A 21,264-nucleotide genomic window follows, 5' to 3' on the forward strand; every position below is an offset into this window, starting at 1 on the left:
GGCGCTTCCAGGTCAGGCTTCAGCACCCCCCTGGAATCATCGCCATCCCGGCCACTCAACCCCGCCTCAGACCCTTACCGGACGGGCTCTTAGAGGTTCGCCACATACCCGCTCACGATGATCCCGCGGCGATCCAGCATGGCATCCACTGTGTCTCTGATATGATCACACAGGCAAATGTCGCCACGTTGATCTGTGCGGATCGGTGAGATCAGCGCGCTGAACAAGAATATGCTGGCGACAATCTGCCACCCGTCCGTCAGGCAATCATGCGATGTGAAGCGCTCACCCGCAACAAGGAAATGGCGCGCCAGGCTTCCGTTAACGATCGCGACAGGAAGGACTTCCTCAAGATCATATTGCCGCATCTGCGGCCTTCTCAAAGGCGCCGATCCACGCCAAGTTCGTCCCTGGCAGACCACACGCACACGCCGCGCCGCTCTTTAGCAGGGGGCGGCCAGCACCGGTGTTAGCAGCACCGAGTGCCGGCCTGACCACGATCCGTATCATCTGAGGATACAGACTATGGCTGAGACCTTCCCTACCGGCGTTATCGCGCCGACGAAACTGCCCCGATGCATGAAATCTGGGCAGTCCCACCCCCCGTCCCGGCAACCCGCCTGATCGCCTGATGGTGCGCTGGCACGCGATACGCCGTGCCTCAGCGTCCCCTCGCTATCCCGCAATCCTGACGCCCTCGTCACCGCAGGCCTGAGGCTGCGAAAAACGAATCCGTTCGTCGCCCTGCCATTCGGTGAGGGCGCGCGGGTTGGCGTCGCCTGGACGGAAACCATCCATGACCATCGTCATCCCCCATCCCGCCGCCCAGCGCGGCGGCCGACAGCGTTTGGCCGCGCGTAGGCAGCCTGGATCTACGACCACCAGCCGGATCACCGTCCCGCTCGGCAGCGCCGCGGCCCTCGGCTGCGGCCACGTCCAGCCCGCGATCCCGCAGATCTGCGCACCCGAACTGATGGCCGCAGCCCAGGCCGCGCTCGACGGCGCCTTCCGGGCGACCTTCGTGCCCGATCCGCTGCTCGGACCAGGCTTGTCGCAACTCGGATCCGTGCTGGCCTCCATGGTCAAGAGGCACGGGTCCCTCATCGAGGCGGCCATCACGGACGTCCTGGAGCGAAGCGGGCGCTACATGGTGCTCCGCAACGTCGCGATGCCGATCACCGTTCCGACCCAGGAGCTCGTCCGCGCCAGCAGCGTCGCCCAGCTCAACCAGACCTCGATCGAACTCGCGGGCGCCGTCGCGCAGTCGGTATTTCTCGACCTGATCGTCGTCGACCGGAAAGAGAGCCGAGCCATCATCGCCGAGGTCAAGAGAGGCTCCGGAAAAAATGAGGCTAGGAAAATACACCAAGTCGAATGGGTACTGCGGTGCGCGCAGGTCCAGGGCCGCTCGTTTCTGGCTTCACTCGGCTTTGAGGTCGCGCAAATCCGCGCGGTGCTGATCGACGTCTATGGACGAGCCGGGTACGGTGATGACCTTACGGTGAGCGGACCGGCCATAGATCAGCTGTTCGCGACCCCGGTCTTGGCCGCGCTCGAGACTGTGACGGCGGCGCTTCAAGCCCGATTGCGCGCGGCTGTGCCGGACCTTCTGACGATGGCGTTGGCGAGCCTCGCCGTTCCTGAGATCGTCAAACACCCGCACTCGCCCGGGCCGCTCGCGCCCTGACCGCACCGCGCTGGCATCGGGTCGCGGCCGCGACCCGATGCGTCCATCCCGCTCTCCATCAATCCCGCACCGTGCGCCTGCGCGCCGGCGCGTTCTCCAGGTCTGTCTCAATGACACTCGCTCGTGACCCCGATGCCCACCTCTCCGGTACAACTGACGCGGCCAGCCTCTCGCTGCCGTTGTTCTGGTGGCGCGTCCTCGCCCCTGAGGCGCTCGATATGGCGGCGCAATGCCGCCTGTCCGCTGCCCTGAATGCCGCGCAGCCCCTGCCGTCCCCCGACTGGTCCGCCGCTTGCCGGGGTGATTCGGCGGCTGCGATCCATATCGCACTCAACGTCCTCGCCGAGGCCATCGCCTTTCCTGGGCGCCTCGATCCGGCGATGTCGGCGATCTGCCTGTGCGCAGCGCGGGGTGACGGCTCTTGCATTGACCTGCTCGTGCACGTGCTCGGGCGGCGCGCTCGACGCCGGGCTGATCTCGAGGTGCTCTGCCTCGCCCACGCTTGGTGCTCCGCTCCGCGCCGCGGTGCCGACCGCGTCTGCGTCGCCCGCTGAAAGGAAGGAAGCCGATGGCGTTCTCTTCGACACCCCCTGCCCTGCAGATCGACCCCGAGGCGGCACGTCGCCTGCTCGAGCCGATGCTTCCGCGCCGCCTGCGCGCCTGCCTCGCTCAGGATCTGCGCGTGGCTTCTGCTTGCTCCGAACTCGCCCTCGAGATCACCACCCTTGCCCCGGATGCCGAGGCGCTGGTCTCCGCCTGGATCGGGGCGGCCTCTTCGGAAGGCGGTTTGTGGCGTGACCGTCGATGGATAGCCCGACGATCCGCTCTGATCCGGTTCCTCGACGTGTGGGCAGTGGAGCACGATCAGCCTGTGGCGCGGGCGTTGGCCGATGTCGCGATGCTGTTGTCCTGCGCCGGCGATGATCGCAGAGCTGCAGCGCGCTTGGCCCAGCCCCTGTGGCTGGAACGCGAAGCGGTTCTCGACCTCCGGCAAGGAGTTGCAGCGCTGGCCGAGGCGCAGACGCGCCTCACTATCGGACGCGTCGCTGGGCAGGGTGACGATTCGGACGTTGCCGGCGCGACCGATCTCGCTGTCGCGCTGCAGGCAGCTTGGCACGACGCGCTCACGGACGCGCTTCTGACGTTCTCCGAGAAGACGAGCAGCGCCATCGCCGCTGCTGCCACCTTGGCCTGTGGCGCCGATGATGCCTTCGCCAGCGACGTGGCACTCGTCCACGCGCTCGTGCCCGTTGGGGAGGTCTTGACACGACCCGTCGCAGACAGCGCGGCGACGCGGGAGCGGCGCAGATGGAAGAAGATCGAGGCTCAGCTCGTCAAAAAAAGCGAGGCGCGCCGGCGCGAGAAGGCGGCGACCATCGACACCACGCCACAGCTGCCGGATGCCGTTGCCCCACCCGCGGAAGTGCCCAAAGGCCACGTCCTCGTCGTTCCGGCGATCCAGGAGACCGGGAGTGACCGCGGCAAATCCATTGCCCGCGGTTATGAGCACATCATCGGCAAGCCGCTCCCGCTTGTCGCCGTGCCTGATCTCGCAGCCGCGCGCACGCGGCTCGTCTTCGAATTTCCTTACGCTCAGGTCACGATCGACAGGCTTCTGGCCGACCTGATCGGACGTGAGTACACCACGTTCCGGCCGACCCTGCTGATCGGCCCGCCGGGAGCCGGCAAGACTCGCCTCATCGCCAGGATTGCCTTCCATCTCGGGCTGGGGTTGTGGCGAGTCGATGCGACGCGCGACGCCGGCGCATCGCTGGGTGGCCTCGACCGCCGTTGGGCGACATCGGAACCGGCGCATCCGATCATGGCGGTAGCTCGGACCGGTAGTGCTAACCCCCTGATGCAGATCGATGAATTGGAGAAATCCGCGACTCGTTCGGATCACGGTAGGCTCTGGGATGCCCTGCTTTCGATGCTCGAACCGGAGACCGCCCGAACCTACCAAGACCCTTGTTTCCAGACGGAGACTGATATCAGCCGTGTCTCGTGGCTGGCCACTGGCAATGAGATCGGCAACTTGCCCGCCCCTCTGCTTGATCGCCTGCGCGTGTTGGAAATGCCCGCCCCGAGCCACGCAGATCTCGATGCTCTGCTCGAACCGGTCCTGGCAGGAATCGCGGCCGACCATGAGCTCGCTCCCGCCTTCATTGCGCCGCTCGACGGCGAGGAGATCGCGTTGCTTCGACGGTCCTGGCGAGGCGGCTCGGTCAGGCGACTGATTCGCTTGGTCGAGGCTGTTGTCAATGCGCGTGAAACTCTCGCTGTGCGACAATAGATTGACATGATTGATTGCTGGATAGGGTATATCTCTGTCCGGTTCTATTCTTGCACCCGTATGAGCCGTGACTCTGCAATGATCGTGCATTCTGTCGTGCTGAATAGGTTGAGAAAAGCTTGCACAATCATCGAGTTTGTAGCTTTTAGATATTTCTGATGAATTTTCGTCACCATTAACGATTGCAACTGATATCGAGATTTCTTCTTCAGATTCGTTTGAGCTCTCTCGGGTCTTCCCTTGAGACACTTTTTCCCTGACGTCGCCAGCCTGCCAAACTGCGCTGCCGGAAACACCGACCTTTACAGAAGTCTCACGCCACAAGGGATCGAATGCTCGGCGCGCACGGAACTGTTGATCCTCAGGTTCGAGCATGACTACGACGATAGGTTCTGGCCCATCACGGTGGAGGATCGCCGCACGGGCGGCTTCCCCGTGTTGTGCCAGGATCGAGGCGCGAATCGTGGATGGCGACAGTTCGCCTCCCGTGCTGGCGTCGAGCGCCGGGCCGATATCGACAGTTGCGACCTTCATGTGGGCCGGCAATCGCTTGACGACGCCACTCATGGTCACGGTCCGAGCCTCATGAACCCGTGCGTCGAGATCAGCGGCATATCCAATGGTGTCGCCAAGGATGGTGATCGAAGCTCGAGCGCCCTCTCCGCGTGGCCTCAGAATCCGGGAGGCCTCCTGCAACACCGCTGCCTTCGCAACGAAGAAGCGCTTCAAATTGAAGGTTCCGGCAGCCATGGTTGGGACCTCGCGGTATGCCGGGAGGATAGGCGCTGACGGCGATGAAAATCGGAAGCGAAAAATTTAGATCGGCGTGACCTCGGCCATGGCGCTCACTAGGTCCCCTAGTGGGTCCTGAACCTATCCCCGAACCCGCTCGGGATTGGGATAGAATTTTTCCGCTTCGCATCGGACGGGAGATGTTGCCCAGGAGCGATCCCTCCAAGCATGAGGTGCTCATAAACGAGGTCCGACGCTGACCCTTGAGGTTACGACTCATCAGGGACCATCGCGATTTTCGTCGCACCTGGCCAAGCTAGAGAAACGAACAGGCCAGGGGGCGCGAACCATGACACATTTCACATGTGTCCGTGTCGAACGTATCCGAGACCGCAGTGAGCTAGCCCGCATCGCGTCGCACGGTCTGCGGCTTGATCCCAGCAGCAAGGCGCGTGTGGACCCGGCTCGAACGCCGCTCAACCGCTCGGGATCGGACTATGCGGAGAACCCGCTGGATCTCTCGAAGGCGCTCGAAGGCTTCCTCAAAGCAAACGGTGCCCGACTATACGGACGCGCGCCGATCGGCCTCCACGTCCTCGTGAGCGTCAGCCCCGGCTGGATCACTGAGGTCGGCGAATTGCACGATCCCCAAAATACGCGGAACGTTCAGTTGGCTCAACAAGCTGTGGACTGGGTCCAGCGAGCACTTGGCGGGGGGAGGCCCTGCATCGTGGCCTGGCGGCAGGATCTCGATGAGAAGGGCGGCGGGGTCGTGGACATCGTGGCCGCGCCGACCCGCGCTGCAAAGCTAAATCGGTTCAAAGATGATGTCACCATCGTGTCGGTGACGGCCGCACTCGAAGCGCACCGTGCTCTACATCCAAAGGACCCAACCGCGTTCGGCGCGCTTCAGACTTCATGGGCAGCTCACGCCGCCAAGACTCTGGATCGCACGCTTCATCGCGGCACGCGCAAGGTCGATCAGCCCGCCGAGCACCTCGATCCAGAGCGTTACGGCCGGCTGGTAGATGCGGCGCGCGACGAGGCCAAGGCCATAGCGGCGCAGGATCTCGCCGAAGAGCGGGCAGTTCTGGATGCCCGCGAGCGACGGCTGGAAATCGCGGAGGAGAAGATCACTCGTTTCGTTGCTGGGATGGCAGCCGAAAGAGAAGGGATCGTGGCGGAGGCCCGAGCTAAGGTTGATGACGCCCTCAACGCTATCGCGATCGGGATCGATGCGCTGACCGATGGTAGGATCGTCGCCGTTGAGCATTGTGCAGAGAGCGGTGAGCTTCGCCTCTTTCCCGACATGAATCTTGATGCCGCCGAAAGATCCGCGTTGTGGGAGGCAATCACTCCGGGCCTGCCCGCTGGACTAATGACAGTCCTTGGATACATCCAAGCTGAGGCGGCTCGATCAGGAGAGGCCAGAAATGGCGACCACGCTAGGCATCCTTCCCCGAGCCAATTCTGAGTTTGATTTCAAAATCTATGTGGAATGCGCTTCGATAATGGGTCTGGCCACGCCAGATATGCGGCTGTTGCGGCGGGAGAAAACCCGGATGGTTGCGGCCAGATCGTCCTGGCTGTGATGAACTGCAATGCTTGCAGCTTCGCGTTAGGCCGAAGCTCAAGCACTCGCTCGGGCAAGCCATGGACTATGCGTTGGAAGATGCATTGAAGTCGGCGAGCGATGCTGCACTATTAAGATTCGATTGCATCGTCATCGCGCGTGCTGAGATTTGCGCAGGTGATGCACATAGTTCTGGTCGGACCATCGACCAAAAATTGCTCCGCGTCGGTCGGCAACCTCGCGGCGCCGTATTTGGTGACAGAGAGGGCTAATTTTTCAACTGCTCTGCCGCGAGCCCAAGCGCAAGCCTGCCTGCTCCGCCAAATAGTCCGCCAGCCAGGCAGCGTTCCCAGCCACCGAGCTGATGTCAATTTTATTAATGATTTAATATTGACTGCGTTCTGCCCACGCACCAAGGATAGCCATGTAATTTTGATCGATAGGGCGCAAAAATCTGGAATCCTTATAATTAACGATCAATTCGCCGAAATTGTCTGCGCCAAAATATTTCATATTGATAGACCTTCGTTAATTTGAGCGCGCATTTATATTGTTATGCCGGCTCGCGCTAAACGTATTTTCTCATCCTAATTTCGTCGGCTTTGATCGACTTACGACCGATCTCAATTTTCGATTTTAATTACAAGTTTAGACATGCTGAGATAACGGAATTTGTTGCTCAAGATGTGCGCGTAGGATCGAGTAGCATTTGACAACCTCCTCGAGTCTCTCGGCGTTGAGTCGCCGCATATGCTCGGACCCGTTGGGCTGCCTGTAGGTCGTGGCATAATAGGCAGCTTGAGCCTTTAGCTTGGTGGCGACAAAATCCAAATCGCCCGACCAAGTCGCTTCAGCGCGTACACGGTGAAGGCGCTGGGCGATCTCTAGCCAGTGCAAGTCGAGTGCGATCCCGCTGCCCATCTGCTTGAAAAGGTCGAACATCGAGTCGAGGATCTCGATCGCGGTCTGTGCTGCCATGCCGGCTCCGTTAGGTCGATGCTGCGACCAGATCAGGTCGGGCGTACCAATCATCGAACAGAGAGAGTTGCCGGAATCGTCGGCGATAGCCGAGTCCGGTCAGAAGGCCATATATCTTGTCGCGGCTGTCGGAGAAGTTGTGTTCGACGCTTATCAGCGCGATGTCGTAGCTTGTAAAATCGAAGTTCTCCAGGACGTCGAACTCTCCGCCCTCCACATCGATGCTCATGTAGTCGATCTGCTTCGGAGCCCGCGCCTCCGAGAGAAAACGGTCCAGCGAGATTGTTTGGACTGGGTATTGTCGCCCATCTTGACGAAATTGGGAATGAAAATCGCCTGCTGCGAATTCATCCATCCCGGACAGCTCGCCGATATTAACCTCATTGAACAAGACTTCGACGCCATTGGTCTTGTGAACGCACTTGTCAGTGATGTAGCAGTTTCGGTTATCATACAATGCCGCATGCCAAGCGCGGGCAGGCTCGGCGAGAGCGCCCTGCCAGCCATAGGCCTTCTCGAGAAGAAGCGTGTTGCTCAGGCTTATACCATCGCAGGCACCAAATTCGACGAAATATCCGTTCCGCTTCTCATTCAATTCGTACAGCGCCCAAAGATCCTGTAGAAGCTGCGCGTTGGAAAGGGGTGCTCTCTTCGCCGCAAATGACAGGAAATCGAGCTCCGAGCTTACGATATGCGGCGGCGCTTCCAGATTATCCCTGAGATTGACCAGTGCATTGAACACCGTCAGGAGCTCGACATCCATGGCTCTCTGCTCAACCTGTTACTTGGGATCGATGGGGCGGGTCTGGAACGGGCGGATCGAGGCGCCGTGCCGCGTCTGTAGGATCCGATTTGAGCCGTCGAACAGGACCGTGTGCTGAACCGAATCAACGCCGTGGTCGGGGATGGTCTGGGCCGCCTTACGAATAGCGGACAGGAACCCTTTACGGCTGAACCCGTAGGGACGAAGGCTCTTCAACAAGGCGTCGATTAGCTTCGTATGGCCTTCGGACCGCGCCTGGGCCAGATCGCGGTCGCGCACGGCGCTGTCGCGTTCGGCCCGCAGCAGCGACAGTTCGATCTGTTGCTGCTGGATCTGACGAATGAACTTCGTGTCAATGTCGTGAGCGAGATTCTTCGGCATTCGGTAGCTCAACAGGCCCGGGAGGGGACGGGTTCGGAACGCGGTTGGTGACACCTCGGCGTCAAGGGGAAGCGGCCTTCCGTGATCACGCCACCGAGGTGGACCGGTTACTGAGATGGCACGGCAATCCCTGTTCTCTAGATCGCTTCGGCCATGGCGGTGGCGGCTGCCGCGAGGCCCCATCGCACGAGATCCTGAGCCTCGGTCCCCGACTTGGCCTCAACGTAGCAGCGCAACTCCGGCGCGTTGCCGGAAGCCCGGAAGTGGATCGTCCGCCCGCCGTCCAGCTCGATCCGGATCCCATCCTGCTCGTCGATGGATTCCGGCGCTCCGATCGGTCGGAGGAACGACACCCGGAAGGCCTCCTCGCGCAAGCGGCCCAGGAAGGCGCTGCTCCGTTCGGACGGTGTGTTGGGGAGCCGGTCGCTCGCCATCTCCCCCGCATCGAGGGAGGTCACGAGGTCGGCCAGCGAGGTGCCGGCCGCGCGCGTCGCGGCCAGTGTCGCCAGGATCGGCAGCATGGCATCGCGCGTCGGCAGGGCTGGAAGGGTCCTGCCGTCGCGTGCGATGTCCGAGCCGAGCAGGAAGCCGCCATTCGCCTCGAAGCCCGCCACGATGGCCGCACCGGAGCGCCGCGCCTGTTCCATGCCGGCGATGACGTAGGGCGAGCCCACTCTCGTGCGCAGGACCTGCCTGAAGCCGCCGGAACGCTCCAGCGCCGAACCGGCCGTCACGGGCACCACGACCGCGTCGGCCCCGAGGAAGCGTGCCGTAATCAGGCCGAGCACGTCGCCACGCACGATCCGGCCCACCTCATCGGCGATGAGAGGACGGTCGGCGTCGCCATCGGTGGTCACGAGCGCGTCGAAATCGCCCGAGGCCATCGCGTCGCGAATGAACGCGATATCCTCGGGCCGATGTGCCTCGGTGTCGATGGGCACGAAAGTCTCGGACCGGCCGATCGTCGTGACCTGTGCGCCGAAGCCGGTGAGCAGATCGGCCAGGAGATCGCGGGCGACGGAACTCTGCTGGTAGACCGCGATGCGCAGGCCAGCCAGCATCTCGGACGGGAATGCGTCGATATAGCGGTGCTGGTAGCGGGCCAGGGCGCGGGGTTCGGGTGTGGCAGGGGTCCGTTCCGCCGACACGCCGGCGTGTGCGCCGCGGTCCAGAGCGGCCAAGATTGCCGCCTCGTCCGCCTTCGTGATCTCTCCGTCGGGCCGGTAGAATTTGAGTCCGTTGCGATCCTCCGGGATGTGGCTGCCCGTGATCATGACTGCCCAGGCGCCGCGCCGCATCGCCTCGAGGGCGAGGGCCGGTGTCGGGAGGGCGCCGCATTCGATCGCCGTGAAGCCCGTTGCCGCAGCGGCATCCGCCACCGTCGCGGCGATGCTCGGGCTACTGTCGCGCAGGTCCCGCCCGATCACGACTGCCCGGGGGGCTTCGCCCGACATGGAGCGGAAGAACGCGCTGGCATAGGCGTAGGCCGGCCCTCCGACGAGGTCCGTCACCAGACCCCTCAAGCCACTCGTACCGAATCTCAGGCTGCTCACGGCGGTTCCGTCAGTGTCGATTGAGTTGGGATCGATCACTGATGCCGCGAAACGCCGTGCATCACAACGTCCCGCGACGGGAGCCGGGCTCGCGCACGGGATCCTTCACGAAGGCGCCGCACGCGCCTCTGCGCAATACCGTTTACCCTCTCTTAACCATGATCCCAGCATTGAGTCCTGCGAGCTCACCTCCAAGTTTCGGCTGTGGTCAGGATGCATTCGCAGGGTCTCGATCTCTCGAACGTGGTCAGTTTGACGATTGCCTTGTCGGAGCGTGTCGCCGAAACGCGGCGACTGGGGCACCTCGTGGCGGTCGATGAGATCGAGGCGATCGGGAACGTGGCCTCCTTTCTGCGCCAGAACCTCGACGAGTGGCCCCCTCAATTGAGCCGCGCGATCTGCGACGTGATCACAAGTTCGCCGCGCGGGCGAAGCCGTTCGCTGCTGCTTGTCGAGTACATCCAATCCGGTGCCTTTGATCAGCAGCAGTCGGGGAAGCACACCATGCCGTTCGTGATGGATCTGTACCGTATCGTTCTGGGACGGGACGCGGAGGACGATGCGCTGCGGCATTGGTCTGCCCAGCTGAATGCGGGAAAGATCTCCCGGAGGCAACTTCTGGGGACCGTCATCAGTTCAGAGGAATTCCGTGCGTCACTGAATTAATTCAGACTCGCATATATTTGTTGTGTGCGGGCCAATACATGTGATCGAAGTACTTGTGACAATATGAGGCTTCGCCAGGACGTATTCGATAGAGCGCTAAAATATATCGCCCGCGCACAAGAATGTGTTGATAGAGTCGAGATATGGATCGATAGATCGCGCGCTGTCGCCTTTCGCGTGGGGGCAGTGCGTCTGAGATCTGCCTGGGCGGATAGGAGCGGCGGAATACCTTCATGCTGACCGTGACTCGGACGCCGCTTCGAATAAGCCTGTTCGGCGGCGGCACAGATTACCCGGAATATTTTGAGCGGGCGCCTGGAGCGGTCGTCGGCGCCGCTATTGACAAGTACATCATCATAGCCGCGCTGGATTTGATAGGGTGTCAGGATTATAATTATAGATTGAGCTACTCCCGCGTCGAGCATTGCGGTCACATCGACGAGATCGAGCATCCGGTGGTGCGAGAGGTGCTCAAATATTTCGACGTCAATCGACGGCTCGATATGAGCATCATCTCCGATTTGCCTGCGGCAGGTAGCGGTCTCGGTTCGTCCTCAGCGTTCACCGTGGGATTTCTGAGAACGATATACGCGATTCAAAATCAGAAACCTACAAAGATCGAACTCGCCAAGAAGGCGATACACGTCGAGCGCGAGATCCTGCGCGAGAATGTCGGCGTGCAGGACCAGCTGCACGCGGCCTTCGGCGGGATCAACCGGTTCGATTTCAGCGGCTCCGCCATACGGATCTCGCCCGTTCAGATGAGTTCCGCCGCCATTCAGCAACTCAACGCGTCGATGGTGCTGGTCCATACGGGCATCGCGCGGCGCGCGACGACGACGGTCGCCGCGCAGATCGCCGTGACGCGCGCGCGCGCGATCGACAAGGAATTGTCCGAACTCTACCGCCTCGTCGAGGAATGCGTCTCTCTGCTCGAAGCGGGGACGAGCGGCTGGCTCGCGCAACTCGGCGAGATGCTCTCCGCCTCGTGGCGCATCAAGCGGACCCTGTCGCGTGAGGTCTCGAACGCGGTGCTCGACGATCTGTTCGAAGCGATCATCGCGTCGGGGGCTTACGGGGCGAAGCTGTGCGGCGCGGGCGGGGGGGGCTTCTTCCTCGCTCTGATCGATCCCGATCGGCTTCCGGCCCTGATCGAGCGGGTCGCGCCGCTGTCCGTCGTTCCGATCGGCATCGACGTCGACGGGTCCACCCTGATCTATCGCCAGACGCGCTGAGCGGCGTCCTCACAGGCCCCAGCCCGGCCGCAGCCGGGCCGCGGACCCATCGCGACGAGAGGCAACGATGCGAATTCTGATCACCGGCGGCGCGGGTTACATCGGGACGATCCTGGTGCCGATGCTTCTGGAGCGCGGGCATCACGTGACGGTGCTCGACACGTTCAAGTCCGGCGCCCCGGACCTGTTCTCGGCTTGCCAGTACGACACGTTCGAGCCGATCAAGGGTGACGCGCGCGACACGCGCATCCTGGACGAGCTGATCCCGAAGCACGACGTGCTCATCCCCCTCGCCGCCCTGGTCGGTGCGCCCCTGTGCAAGGAGGACGCGATCGGCGCCACGACGCTCAACCGTGACGCCGTGATCGCCCTGGTCGAGCGCGCGGGCGGCGAGCAGAGGATCGTCTACCCGACGACCAACTCGGGCTACGGCGTCGGCGAGGCCGGCAAGTTCTGCACCGAGGAATCGCCCTTGCGGCCGATCTCGCTCTACGGCACCACCAAGGTTGAGGCCGAGAAGGCCGTGCTCGACAGCGGCCGCGGCGTCAGCCTGCGGCTCGCAACGGTGTTCGGCATGGCGCCGCGCATGCGGCTCGACCTCCTCGTCAACGACTTCACGCACCGGGCCGTGACCGACCGAGCGCTCCTGGTCTTCGAGGGCCACTTCAAGCGCAACTACATCCACATCCGCGACGTCGCCAAAGGCTTCATCCAAGCGATGGACAATTACGACCGGATGCGCGGCGAGGCGTACAATCTCGGCCTGTCCAGCGCCAACCTGTCGAAGCTGGAACTCTGCGAGCGCATCAAGACGCACGTTCCGAACTTCGTCTACGTCGAGGCCCCGATCGGCGAGGATCCGGACAAGCGCGACTACATCGTTTCCAACGAGAAGCTTGAGGCGACCGGCTGGTTCCCCGATTTCGACCTCGACCGGGGCATCAAGGAGCTGATCAAGGGCTTCCGGATGATCCGCAACTCGCGGTTCGCCAACGTCTGATCGGGATCAGCGGAGCCTACAGCGAACGCCCAGCCGGTCGGCCCGACAAGGCGGCCGGTGCGGGAACGGACCGAGGTGATCATGAGCGCGATCGTCGATTTTCTCACGCAGACCCGTGACACCTTCCAGGCCGCTCTCGACGATTCCCGCTTCCACGCGACCCTCGCCGAGATCGCCGATCTCGTGACGGCATCCCTGCGCGGCGGTGGCAAACTCCTGACGATCGGCAATGGCGGCAGTGCTGCCGACGCGCAGCACATCGCGGGCGAGTTCGTCTCGCGGCTCAACTACGACCGGCCGCCGGCTGCGGCCGTGGCGCTGACCACCGACACCTCGGTGATCACCGCGATCGGCAACGATTACGGCTACGAGCACGTGTTCGAGCGGCAGGTTCTGGCCCTCGGGCGGCCGGGCGACGTCCTGCTCGCGCTCTCCACGTCGGGGCGGTCGCCGAGCGTGCTGAAGGCGATGGACGCGGCACGCGGCCTGGGTCTGCGGGTCGTCGCCTTCACGGGTGCGACGGGCGGGGCGATGCCCGAGCGGGCGGATGCCTGCCTGCACGCGCCGTCGGACGCCACGCCGCTGATCCAGCAGGTTCACATCACCGCCGCGCACATCGTGTGCGGCCTCGTCGAGGAAAATCTGTTCCCGCGCGGGACGGCAGCGTGAGGGACGGCCTGTGACCGAGCCAGAGCGGAACGGCGGCCGCCCCGTCCGGCAAGCCATGATCCTGTGCGGCGGCTTCGGCACGCGCCTCGGCGTGCTGACCTCGGCAATGCCCAAGCCGCTGCTGCCCGTGGCCGGGGAGCCGTTCCTGGACGTGCTGCTGTTCGAGCTAGGCCGCCACGGCTTCACCGAGATCGTGCTGCTGGCCTCGTTCCACAGCGAGATGATCCGCGCCTACGCCGCCGACAATCCAGTCGCGCGACGCTTCGGCATGACGCTGCGGGTCTCGGTCGAGCCGGAGCAGGCCGGGACCGGGGGCGCCGTCGTGCACGCCCTTCCCGAGGCCGACGAGACCTTTCTCCTGCTGAACGGCGACTCGTGGTTCGACGTGAACCTGCTGTCCTTGCCCGCCATGGCGGCGCGTCACCCCAAGGCGGCGATGGTCCTGTCGCTTCGTCGTGTGCCGGACGCCGCGCGTTACGGCGTCGCGCTCCTCGACGGCGTCCGGATCACAGCCTTCCTCGAGCGGCCGCCTGAGCCGGGCCCCGGCCTCGTCAACGCCGGCGTCTACCTGGTGCGCCGCGATGCACTCACCGGCCTGCCGCCGGCTTGCTCACTGGAACGGGACGTCCTGCCCGCGTTGGTCGCCGAGGGCCGCGTAGTGGGCGAGGCCCACGACGGCTACTTCCTCGATATCGGCGTGCCCGAGAGTTACGCCCGAGCCCAGGAAGAGATCCCGGCCCGTCGGAGAAGACCGGCCGCGTTCCTCGATCGGGACGGCGTTCTCAATCACGACCACGGGTATGTCGGTTCCGTGGACCGGTTCCAGTGGATGGCGGGCGCGCGCGACGCCGTCCGCGCGCTGAATGATGCCGGCTACTTCGTGTTCGTCATCACGAACCAAGCGGGGGTCGCCCGCGGCTTCTACACCGAGGCCGACGTCGCCCGTCTGACCGCCTGGATGCGGGACGACCTGCGCGAGGCCGGCGCGCATATCGATGATCTACGCTACTGCCCCTATCATCCGGACGGGACGGTCGAGGCCTACAGGGCGGTCCACGGATGGCGAAAGCCCGAGCCCGGCATGATCCTCGACCTGATGGCCCATTGGGACATCGACCGCGCGCGCAGCTTCCTGGTCGGCGATCAGGAGACGGATCTCGCCGCCGGCCGTGCGGCGGGGCTCGCCGTGCATCACTTCAGGTCGGACGACCTGCTCGCCTTCCTGCGGGAGGTCGCGCTGACGGGGTAGGAAGGGATCCAGGAGGGGGCTCGCCGGGGCACGCTTCGCCGTCCGGCACGCTCAGTCGTGCGACTGAATCGAGAGTTCCGCTTCCGCGGCCTCGCGCATGGCGCGATCCCAGTCGAGCTTGCGCTTGGGCAGGGTCTCGCGCTCTGCGTCCGCAGCTTGCCGATCTCGCGGAGCGACGATCTGGATGTCGTAATCGGGCATGCTTGGATCCGCTCTTTAACCGACGATTAATCGTATTGGCGGAACGCGCGGGTCTTGTCAGCGGTTCGATCGCTCGATCCACAATCCGGTGATGGACATGATCCTGTGCCGGACAGGCCGATCAGGATCATGGCGGCGTGTACGGCTCCGACGATGGCGCCCGACTGGGCGAGCTGTAAGGCCTCGGCCCGCGGTACGCGCAACACGGCGATGTCCTCGCCGGGATCCGGCTGCGCCGGCCCGGCCGCTGTCACGCGCGCGCGGACGAGATGCATGCGGTTGGCGTAGCGGGCCGGATCCGCATTCAGGGTGACCACGTGCTCGGCATCCGCGAAGATGTAGCCGGTCTCCTCGCGCATCTCGCGCTCGGCGGCCGCGAGGATATCGGGGTCGGCGGGGTCGATGGCCCCGCCCGGAAGCTCCAGGCTCGGGCCTCCATGAGCGTGGCGGTACTGGCGTACGAGGATCACCTGATCGGCCGCGTCGATGCCCAGCACGAGGGCAATGTCCGGCGTCTCAAGCACGTAATAGGGCTCGACGATGTGACCCGACGGCGTCACACAGTCGTCGGCACGGAGACCGAGCCAGCGATCCTTCATGACGTGGTGGGATTTGCGGACTGTCCAACTCGGTGTCGAGATCATTGCTTTCTGCGGACCCGGGGTTTGTGCTTACGGATATCCACCGCGGTCATTGTGGATCTTCGCCGCTGAAGGACATGCGCGATGGCAAAACTGTCTCGTCTTTCGGCTCTGACTTCGATCGAGCTGCGACCGCGCGTTGCGCTGCCCTGCCTCAGCCGATAAGCCTCGAGGGGTCGTAGAGCCTCGCGCCGCGGATGTCACAGGTCGTAGGATGACGGGAACGAAACTCGCCATGGCATGCCGCGTCTGCGATGAACGCGATGTCAAGCTGTTCCTCGACCTGACCGATCAGCCGCACTGCAACCGCCTGATCCCGCCGGAACTCGCGGATCGCTGCGAGCCGCATTTCCCCCTGCGCGCCGGCTTCTGCCGCGACTGCACGCTCGTCCAGATCGATCACACGATCCCGAAGGAGAGCATGTTCAGCGACTACCCCTACGTCTCGGGCACGACGAAGACGCTGGTGGAGCATTTCCGCCAGACGGCGGCCCGGCTCGTGGAGCGGTACGGCCTCGGGCCGCAGGACCTCGTCGTCGACATCGGCAGCAACGACGGCACGTGGCTTCGGCAGTACGAGCCCTTCGGCCTGCGCCGCTGCGGCGTCGAGCCCGCCTCCAACGTCGTGGAGTTGGCCCGCGCCGCCGGCGTGCCGACGCTGAATCGCTTCTTCAACGCGGAGACCGCCGAGATCGTCCGCGCGCAGGACGGGCCGGCGAGCCTGATCACCGCCGCCGGCGTCTTCTTCCACCTGGAGGAGCTGCACAGCGTCGTGAGAGGCATCGTCACGCTGCTCAACCCGGACGGCGTGTTCGTGGTGCAGGCGATCTACCTGGGGGGCATGATCGAGAACACCGCCTTCGACCAGATCTACCACGAGCACCTGTGCTACTACACGCTCCGCTCCCTGGAGCAGCTGTTCGCGCGCCACGGCCTGGAAGTCTTCGACGTCAGCGTCGTCCCGGTCCATGGCGGGTCCCTCGAGGCGCATGTCGGCTTCCCCGGCGCCCACCCGGTCAGCGACGCGGTCAAGCGCATGCGCGCCGACGAGGAGGCCCGCGGCTACGGCAAGTTCGAGACCTATGTCGGCTTCGCCGAGAACGTCCGGCGCCTGCAGACGGCACTGCTCGACCTGCTGGAGCGGATGCACGCCGAGGGGAAGACGGTCCACGCCTACGGCGCCCCGGCCAAGGGCGCGACGCTGCTCAACGCCTTCGGCATCGGCCCGCGACTGGTCCAGGTCGCGGCCGAGAAGAATCCGCTGAAGTTCGGCCGCTTGATCCCCGGCGCCCGCATCCCGATCGTCGAGGAGGGCAGCGTGCCCGCGCCCGACGCCTACCTGGTGCTCGCCTGGAACTTCATCGACGAGTTCCTGGCGCGCGAGCGCCGCTACCTCGAGAACGGCGGCGCCTTCATTGTTCCGGTGCCGGAACTCAAGGTGATCACCGCCGCCGACCTGCCGAAGGCGGTCTGAGCGTGGCCGCCCTCCCCTTGTCCACGGTGCCCGACACCGTCGTCGTCGTCGGTGCGTCCGGCTTCGTCGGCCGCAACCTCGTCGCGCATCTCGCCGGCCGCGTGCCGCGGCTGATCGCGGTCAGCCCCTCCGGCCAGTCGGTGCCGGGGGCGACCGAGGCCGCGCGCTTCGACGCCCTGGAGGCACTGTCGGTCCCCGCCGACGCGATCGTCGTCAACGTCGCCGCGCAGCGCTACGACGCCGACAAGTTCGAGACGGCGCAAAGCGACCTGCTCACCGGCAACGCCGAGATCGCCAACCGCCTCTACCGGTTCTGCCTGACGAAGGGCATCCGCGAGGTGCGCGCGGCCTCGAGCGTCGCGGTCTACCCGGCGGCCTGCGATCCCCTCGACGACGCGCAGGCTGTCGACCTCAACGCGCCGCCCAACCGGAACGAGGCCTTCTACGCCTGGTCGAAGCGCTGGTCCGAGGTGATCGCCGACCTCCACGCCGAGCGCTACGGCATCCACACGATCAGCTTCCGCCTGAGCAACCCCTACGGTCCCCACGACTCGACGGATCCGCGCAAGGCGCACGTCCTGCCGGCCTTCGTGATGCGCGCGCTGGCACCGGGAGAGCGCTTCGAGATCAAGGGCAACCCGCTGGTCGAGCGAGACTTCATCTACGTCGGCGACGTCGTCGACGTGTTCGCCCGCTCTCTGGAGATGCGGGAGACGAGCGACGCGCTCAACCTCTGTCGCGGCGAGACCACGACTCTGCTCGACCTCGCCCGAACCATCCTGGAGGTGGCCGGGGAGGACCGGCCTGTGCACGCCCCCGACACGGCGACGCACGGCGTGCTCGCCCGCCGCTCGACCAACCGGCGGCTGCGGGAGCGCTTCGGGCTGTCGAGCTTCACGGGACTCGCGGACGGGCTGCGGCCGACGATCGCGTGGTATCGCGAGGCCTATCGCGGGAGGGCTGACCATGCCGGGGCCTGAGCGCGACATCGTCATCGGGGCGGACGGTTTCCTCGGGCGCAACCTCGTCCCGCGGCTCCGGGCCGAGGGCCGCGAGGTCGTCGGGATCGGCCGCGCGGCGGGCGACCTCTCCGACTGGGCGAATGTCGAGCGGGCGCTGCGCGCGGCGCCGCCGGCCGGCCGGATCTTCCACGTGGTGACCCGCCAGCGCACCGGCGCGGTGCAGTACGACATCCAGGGCGAACTCCTGGCGATCAACGCCCGGGTCCACCTGAACGTCCTCGAGGCCTGGCGGCTGTTCCAGCCGCAGGCCAAGCTTGTCTCCACGGGCTCGTCCTGCACCTATCCGGAATCGGCGGAGCCGCTCCCCGAGGCGCGGTTCGGCCAGGGACCGACGCACCCGTCCGTGATCGGCTACGGGCTCGCCAAGCAGGTTCTGGCGACGGGCTCGGCGGCCTACGCGCACCAGTACGGCCTGACCTTCCTGCACTGCGTGCTGGCGACCCTGTACGGACCGCACGACAACAAGGCCTCCGATCGCAGCCACTTCGTCGGAGCCCTGCTCGACCGGGCGGTGCGGGAGAAGGCAGCGGGCGCGCAGCAGTTCGAGGTCTGGGGCAACCCGCAGACCGTCCGTGAGGTGCTGTACGTCGACGACCAGATCGACGCGATCCTGGCGGCCGATCGGGCGTTCGACAACGAGATCCTCAACTGCGCCGCCAATACGCCCGTCACCGTCGAGGCGGTGGCGCGGGCCGCCTTGGCCGCCCTGGACTGGTCCGTGCCCCTCGTGAGCCCGCCCGGCTCGTTCCAAGGCGCGGCCTACAAGATGCTCGACTCGACGCGCTTCCTCGATCGGACCAGCTGGCGGCCGCGCATCGCTCTCGAAGCGGGGCTGCGCAGGCTCGTCGCCGCGGAGTACGCCGGCCGTTGAGACCCCCCTCGCGCTCGCCGTGCCTCTGATCGGCCCGTGACGGACGACCAGAGTCCTGAGGGTATGTCGTTCGTGCACAAGCGAGTCTTTGAGCTTGACGTATGTGTAAATTTACTATGCCGACAAGTTTTGGTCCCGAAAGGTAATGCTTGGATTATTTGACTCGTCTCTAGAGCATTGCGCCTGTATATTTTTTATTACCGCGATAAGCTATTCAAACTGTCGTATCGGCCGCACGTCGGACAACGGGAACGACAAGTAGAGCCTGCAATCCTGCTCGTAAGCCGGGAATGTGATTGGCGATAATCACGCCCGGCAGCGACGGAAATTATCCCGGAAGCTTGGCTCGGCTAATCCTTGGTAGTGAGCGCATTAGAGCCGGTCCCGGGCTGATTGCGACGGATTAGCGGGTGGCGGGTTGACGGGTGAAGGAGCATGCTGATGCCTTCACCTCTGTCCGTCGACTTACGCGAGCGTGTCGTGGCTGCCGTGGCGGCAGGTGCCTCGTGCCACCGAGCCGCGGCTCGCTTTGGGGTCAGTGTCTCGAGCGCCAGCCGCTGGTCGCAGCGCTCACACCAAGAGGGCCATGTCGCGCCCAAGCCGATGGGCGGTGATCACACCTCGAAGCGCATCGAGGCGCATGCTGGGCTGATCCTGATGACCTCCGAGCAGGAGCCTCGCCTCTTCTTACGCGAGCTGCGCGACCGGTTGGCTGAGCAGGGCGTCCAGACCAGCACGAGCGGCCTGTCGCGCTTCTTTGCCCGCCACGGGATCAGCTGGAAAAAGGGGCGACGTATGCAGCTGAGCAGGAGCGTGACGACGTAAGGGCGGCGCGCGCGGCGTGGTTCGAGGCGCAGCCCGAGCTCGATCCGGATCGGCTGGTGTTCCTGGATGAGACGGCAGCGGCCACCAACATGGCGCGGCGCTATGGTTGGGCACCACGCGGCGAGCGCTGCCGGCTCGCAGCCCCGCAGGGTCACTACAAAACCACTACCGTCACCGCTGCCCTGCGCACCAGCGGGCTGTGCGCGACCGCGCTGCTGGACGGTCCTACGAACGGCAGGCGCTTCTGCAGCTACGTCACCGAGACCCTGATCCTGGTGCTGCACCCGGGCGACATCGTCGTCATGGACAACCTGCCAGCCCACAAGGTCGCGGGCGTGCGTGAGGCGATCGAGGCCGCAGGAGCGCGGCTGCTCTACCTCCCGTCATACAGCCCTGATTTCAACCCGATTGAGCAGGCCTTCGCAAAGCTGAAGGCGCTGTTGCGCAGCGCGGCCGCTCGCACGATCCCGGATCTCTGGCCGGCGATCCGCCAGGCCTTCACGCGCTTCACTCCGCAGGAGTGCCGCAACTACCTCGCCGCAGCTGGCTACGAGGACGACTTGGCTGTCGCTACCTGACCGGGAACGGCTCTAGATACGGAATTCCACGGCACCGGCCGGAAAAATCTCCGCGACCCGGGCCTCCTGTTCGCGCAGATCCCAGAGCCGGAGTTCGGCGTACCGGATCCGGAGGCTGTCGCCCTGTGCGGCCACGTAGCAGTGCTCAAAGGCGAAGAGCACCGTATCGAGTTTCGGTCGTGCGTCATGGGGCTCCGCCTCGCCCCGCGCGTCCGTGTCGGCCGAGACCTCCAGCGTGATCGCGGTGTGGCCGCTGGTGGGCATCGTGTCGAACGCGTTCACGAGCAGCGCGATCTCGTCATGGGTCAGCTTGAGAAGGAAGCAGTAGCGCTTCACCGACTCGAACGTGTCACCGGCCGGGAACGCGCGCAGCAGCGTCATCGAGAAGGGACGACCCTCCTCCGGCAGACTGCGCAGGTGCCGGGACGGCACCGAGCGCAGGGCCGAGATGTTCATGGTCTTGGCCGCCGACGGCTGGGCCACCCGGCCCTCGCGCCGACCATTCGTCCGGTAATGCAGCAGCGGGTTGACGCCCGAGGCCGTCACGTCGGGGTACCGGATCAGGTAGGAGGTGCTGCTGAACCCGGGATGCGGATCAAGCCCGGCGGCGGAACCGAACCGCAGGTAGTGCCGCACTGGGTCGAGGCGGGTCTTGCCGCTCTGGTTGCGAAAGAAGGCCGTGTCGAAGTCCTCGGCGGGATCGCGGTTCTCGGCGGCGCCGCGCCAGACGTAGTGGAGGTAAGGATCGATGCCCGAGGCCGCGACGTCGCCGTTGTGCTTCAGATAGTAGGCCGTGTCGAACAATCCCGGCACGCGCCCTATGACAACGCGCCGAACCACGCGCGAGAGCGTCCGGATCGCGGCCCGCTTCAA

Annotated in this window: 21 protein-coding genes; 13 read left to right on the forward strand and 8 right to left on the reverse strand. The window is 64.6% G+C overall.

Features of this window, described 5'->3' with window-relative positions; genetic code table 11:
* Positions 1-89 precede the first annotated feature (89 nt).
* Entirely contained in the window at positions 90-368 is a 279-nt protein-coding gene (locus tag BM419_RS27060) for a hypothetical protein (RefSeq protein ID WP_091928245.1), read from the reverse strand.
* Positions 369-796: 428 nt separating this feature from the next.
* Here BM419_RS27060 and BM419_RS27065 point away from each other — a divergent pair, with 428 nt between their 5' ends.
* From BM419_RS27065 to BM419_RS32080, 4 genes are all read left to right on the forward strand, one after another.
* Positions 797-1,687, forward strand: a complete 891-nt coding sequence (locus BM419_RS27065) for a hypothetical protein (protein WP_091928246.1) — start codon at positions 797-799, stop codon at positions 1,685-1,687.
* Between the two features lie 110 nt (positions 1,688-1,797).
* Positions 1,798-2,241, forward strand: a complete 444-nt coding sequence (locus BM419_RS27070) for a hypothetical protein (protein WP_139257130.1) — start codon at positions 1,798-1,800, stop codon at positions 2,239-2,241.
* Positions 2,242-2,255: 14 nt separating this feature from the next.
* On the forward strand, positions 2,256-3,980 hold the full coding sequence (locus tag BM419_RS33020) for an AAA family ATPase (RefSeq protein ID WP_244540874.1): 1,725 nt from the start codon (positions 2,256-2,258) through the stop codon (positions 3,978-3,980).
* A 1,081-nt stretch (positions 3,981-5,061) separates the two neighbouring features.
* Positions 5,062-6,186 (forward strand): plasmid recombination protein, encoded by a 1,125-nt coding sequence (locus tag BM419_RS32080; protein ID WP_139257131.1) that lies wholly within the window; start codon positions 5,062-5,064, stop codon positions 6,184-6,186.
* A 747-nt stretch (positions 6,187-6,933) separates the two neighbouring features.
* Here the strand turns inward: BM419_RS32080 and BM419_RS27085 are convergent.
* The 4 genes from BM419_RS27085 to BM419_RS27100 all read right to left on the reverse strand — a co-directional run bounded on the left by BM419_RS27085 (position 6,934) and on the right by BM419_RS27100 (position 9,960).
* Positions 6,934-7,263, reverse strand: coding sequence for a hypothetical protein (locus BM419_RS27085; RefSeq protein ID WP_091928249.1), 330 nt, complete (start codon positions 7,261-7,263; stop codon positions 6,934-6,936).
* Between the two features lie 10 nt (positions 7,264-7,273).
* Entirely contained in the window at positions 7,274-8,026 is a 753-nt protein-coding gene (locus BM419_RS27090) for an FkbM family methyltransferase (protein ID WP_091928250.1), read from the reverse strand.
* Between the two features lie 18 nt (positions 8,027-8,044).
* Positions 8,045-8,407 carry a hypothetical protein gene (locus BM419_RS27095; protein WP_091928251.1) on the reverse strand — a complete coding sequence of 121 codons (363 nt, stop codon included), beginning with the start codon at positions 8,405-8,407 and terminating at the stop codon, positions 8,045-8,047.
* Positions 8,408-8,544: 137 nt separating this feature from the next.
* The gene (locus BM419_RS27100) at positions 8,545-9,960 is read right to left on the reverse strand and encodes a phosphomannomutase (RefSeq protein WP_091928252.1); all 1,416 of its coding nucleotides are present in this window, start codon (positions 9,958-9,960) and stop codon (positions 8,545-8,547) included.
* Positions 9,961-10,173: 213 nt separating this feature from the next.
* Here BM419_RS27100 and BM419_RS27105 point away from each other — a divergent pair, with 213 nt between their 5' ends.
* The 5 genes from BM419_RS27105 (at position 10,174) to BM419_RS27125 (ending at position 14,779) form a co-directional block, all read left to right on the forward strand.
* Positions 10,174-10,626, forward strand: a complete 453-nt coding sequence (locus BM419_RS27105; protein WP_041372277.1) for a DUF4214 domain-containing protein — start codon at positions 10,174-10,176, stop codon at positions 10,624-10,626.
* Between the two features lie 233 nt (positions 10,627-10,859).
* A complete protein-coding gene (locus BM419_RS27110) occupies positions 10,860-11,861 on the forward strand; it encodes a GHMP family kinase ATP-binding protein (protein ID WP_091928253.1) in 1,002 nt (333 codons plus the stop codon).
* A gap of 67 nt (positions 11,862-11,928) precedes the next feature.
* Positions 11,929-12,861 carry an NAD-dependent epimerase/dehydratase family protein gene (locus BM419_RS27115; protein ID WP_091928254.1) on the forward strand — a complete coding sequence of 311 codons (933 nt, stop codon included), beginning with the start codon at positions 11,929-11,931 and terminating at the stop codon, positions 12,859-12,861.
* A gap of 81 nt (positions 12,862-12,942) precedes the next feature.
* A complete protein-coding gene (locus BM419_RS27120) occupies positions 12,943-13,530 on the forward strand; it encodes a D-sedoheptulose 7-phosphate isomerase (RefSeq protein ID WP_091928272.1) in 588 nt (195 codons plus the stop codon).
* 10 nt (positions 13,531-13,540) lie between these two features.
* Positions 13,541-14,779, forward strand: coding sequence for an HAD-IIIA family hydrolase (locus BM419_RS27125; RefSeq protein WP_244540875.1), 1,239 nt, complete (start codon positions 13,541-13,543; stop codon positions 14,777-14,779).
* A 51-nt stretch (positions 14,780-14,830) separates the two neighbouring features.
* Here the strand turns inward: BM419_RS27125 and BM419_RS32615 are convergent, their stop codons facing one another.
* Both BM419_RS32615 and BM419_RS27130 read right to left on the reverse strand, forming a co-directional pair.
* Positions 14,831-14,980, reverse strand: a complete 150-nt coding sequence (locus BM419_RS32615; RefSeq protein WP_175556382.1) for a hypothetical protein — start codon at positions 14,978-14,980, stop codon at positions 14,831-14,833.
* A gap of 26 nt (positions 14,981-15,006) precedes the next feature.
* Complete coding sequence (locus BM419_RS27130; RefSeq protein WP_244540876.1) at positions 15,007-15,579, reverse strand: NUDIX hydrolase; 573 nt, start codon at positions 15,577-15,579, stop codon at positions 15,007-15,009.
* A gap of 256 nt (positions 15,580-15,835) precedes the next feature.
* Between BM419_RS27130 and BM419_RS27135 the strand changes: the two genes are divergently transcribed.
* The 4 genes from BM419_RS27135 to BM419_RS27150 all read left to right on the forward strand — a co-directional run bounded on the left by BM419_RS27135 (position 15,836) and on the right by BM419_RS27150 (position 20,391).
* Positions 15,836-17,095, forward strand: coding sequence for a class I SAM-dependent methyltransferase (locus tag BM419_RS27135; RefSeq protein ID WP_244540877.1), 1,260 nt, complete (start codon positions 15,836-15,838; stop codon positions 17,093-17,095).
* Between the two features lie 2 nt (positions 17,096-17,097).
* Positions 17,098-18,075 (forward strand): NAD-dependent epimerase/dehydratase family protein, encoded by a 978-nt coding sequence (locus tag BM419_RS27140; RefSeq protein ID WP_091928257.1) that lies wholly within the window; start codon positions 17,098-17,100, stop codon positions 18,073-18,075.
* Positions 18,062-18,988, forward strand: coding sequence for an NAD-dependent epimerase/dehydratase family protein (locus BM419_RS27145; protein ID WP_091928258.1), 927 nt, complete (start codon positions 18,062-18,064; stop codon positions 18,986-18,988). Before BM419_RS27140 ends, BM419_RS27145 begins: the two co-directional genes overlap by 14 nt.
* Before the next feature lie 441 nt (positions 18,989-19,429).
* Positions 19,430-20,391 (forward strand): IS630 family transposase gene (locus tag BM419_RS27150; RefSeq protein WP_091928273.1). Its coding sequence is split into 2 segments (ribosomal slippage): positions 19,430-19,778 and positions 19,778-20,391, totalling 963 coding nucleotides; the frame shifts between segments, so codons are not numbered across the junction.
* A 12-nt stretch (positions 20,392-20,403) separates the two neighbouring features.
* On the opposite strand, the gene BM419_RS27155 is transcribed toward BM419_RS27150, so the two are convergent.
* Positions 20,404-21,264, reverse strand: coding sequence for a hypothetical protein (locus BM419_RS27155; RefSeq protein WP_244540878.1), 861 nt, complete (start codon positions 21,262-21,264; stop codon positions 20,404-20,406).

It is taken from the genome of Methylobacterium sp. yr668 (assembly GCF_900116245.1).
Lineage (GTDB): Bacteria > Pseudomonadota > Alphaproteobacteria > Rhizobiales > Beijerinckiaceae > Methylobacterium.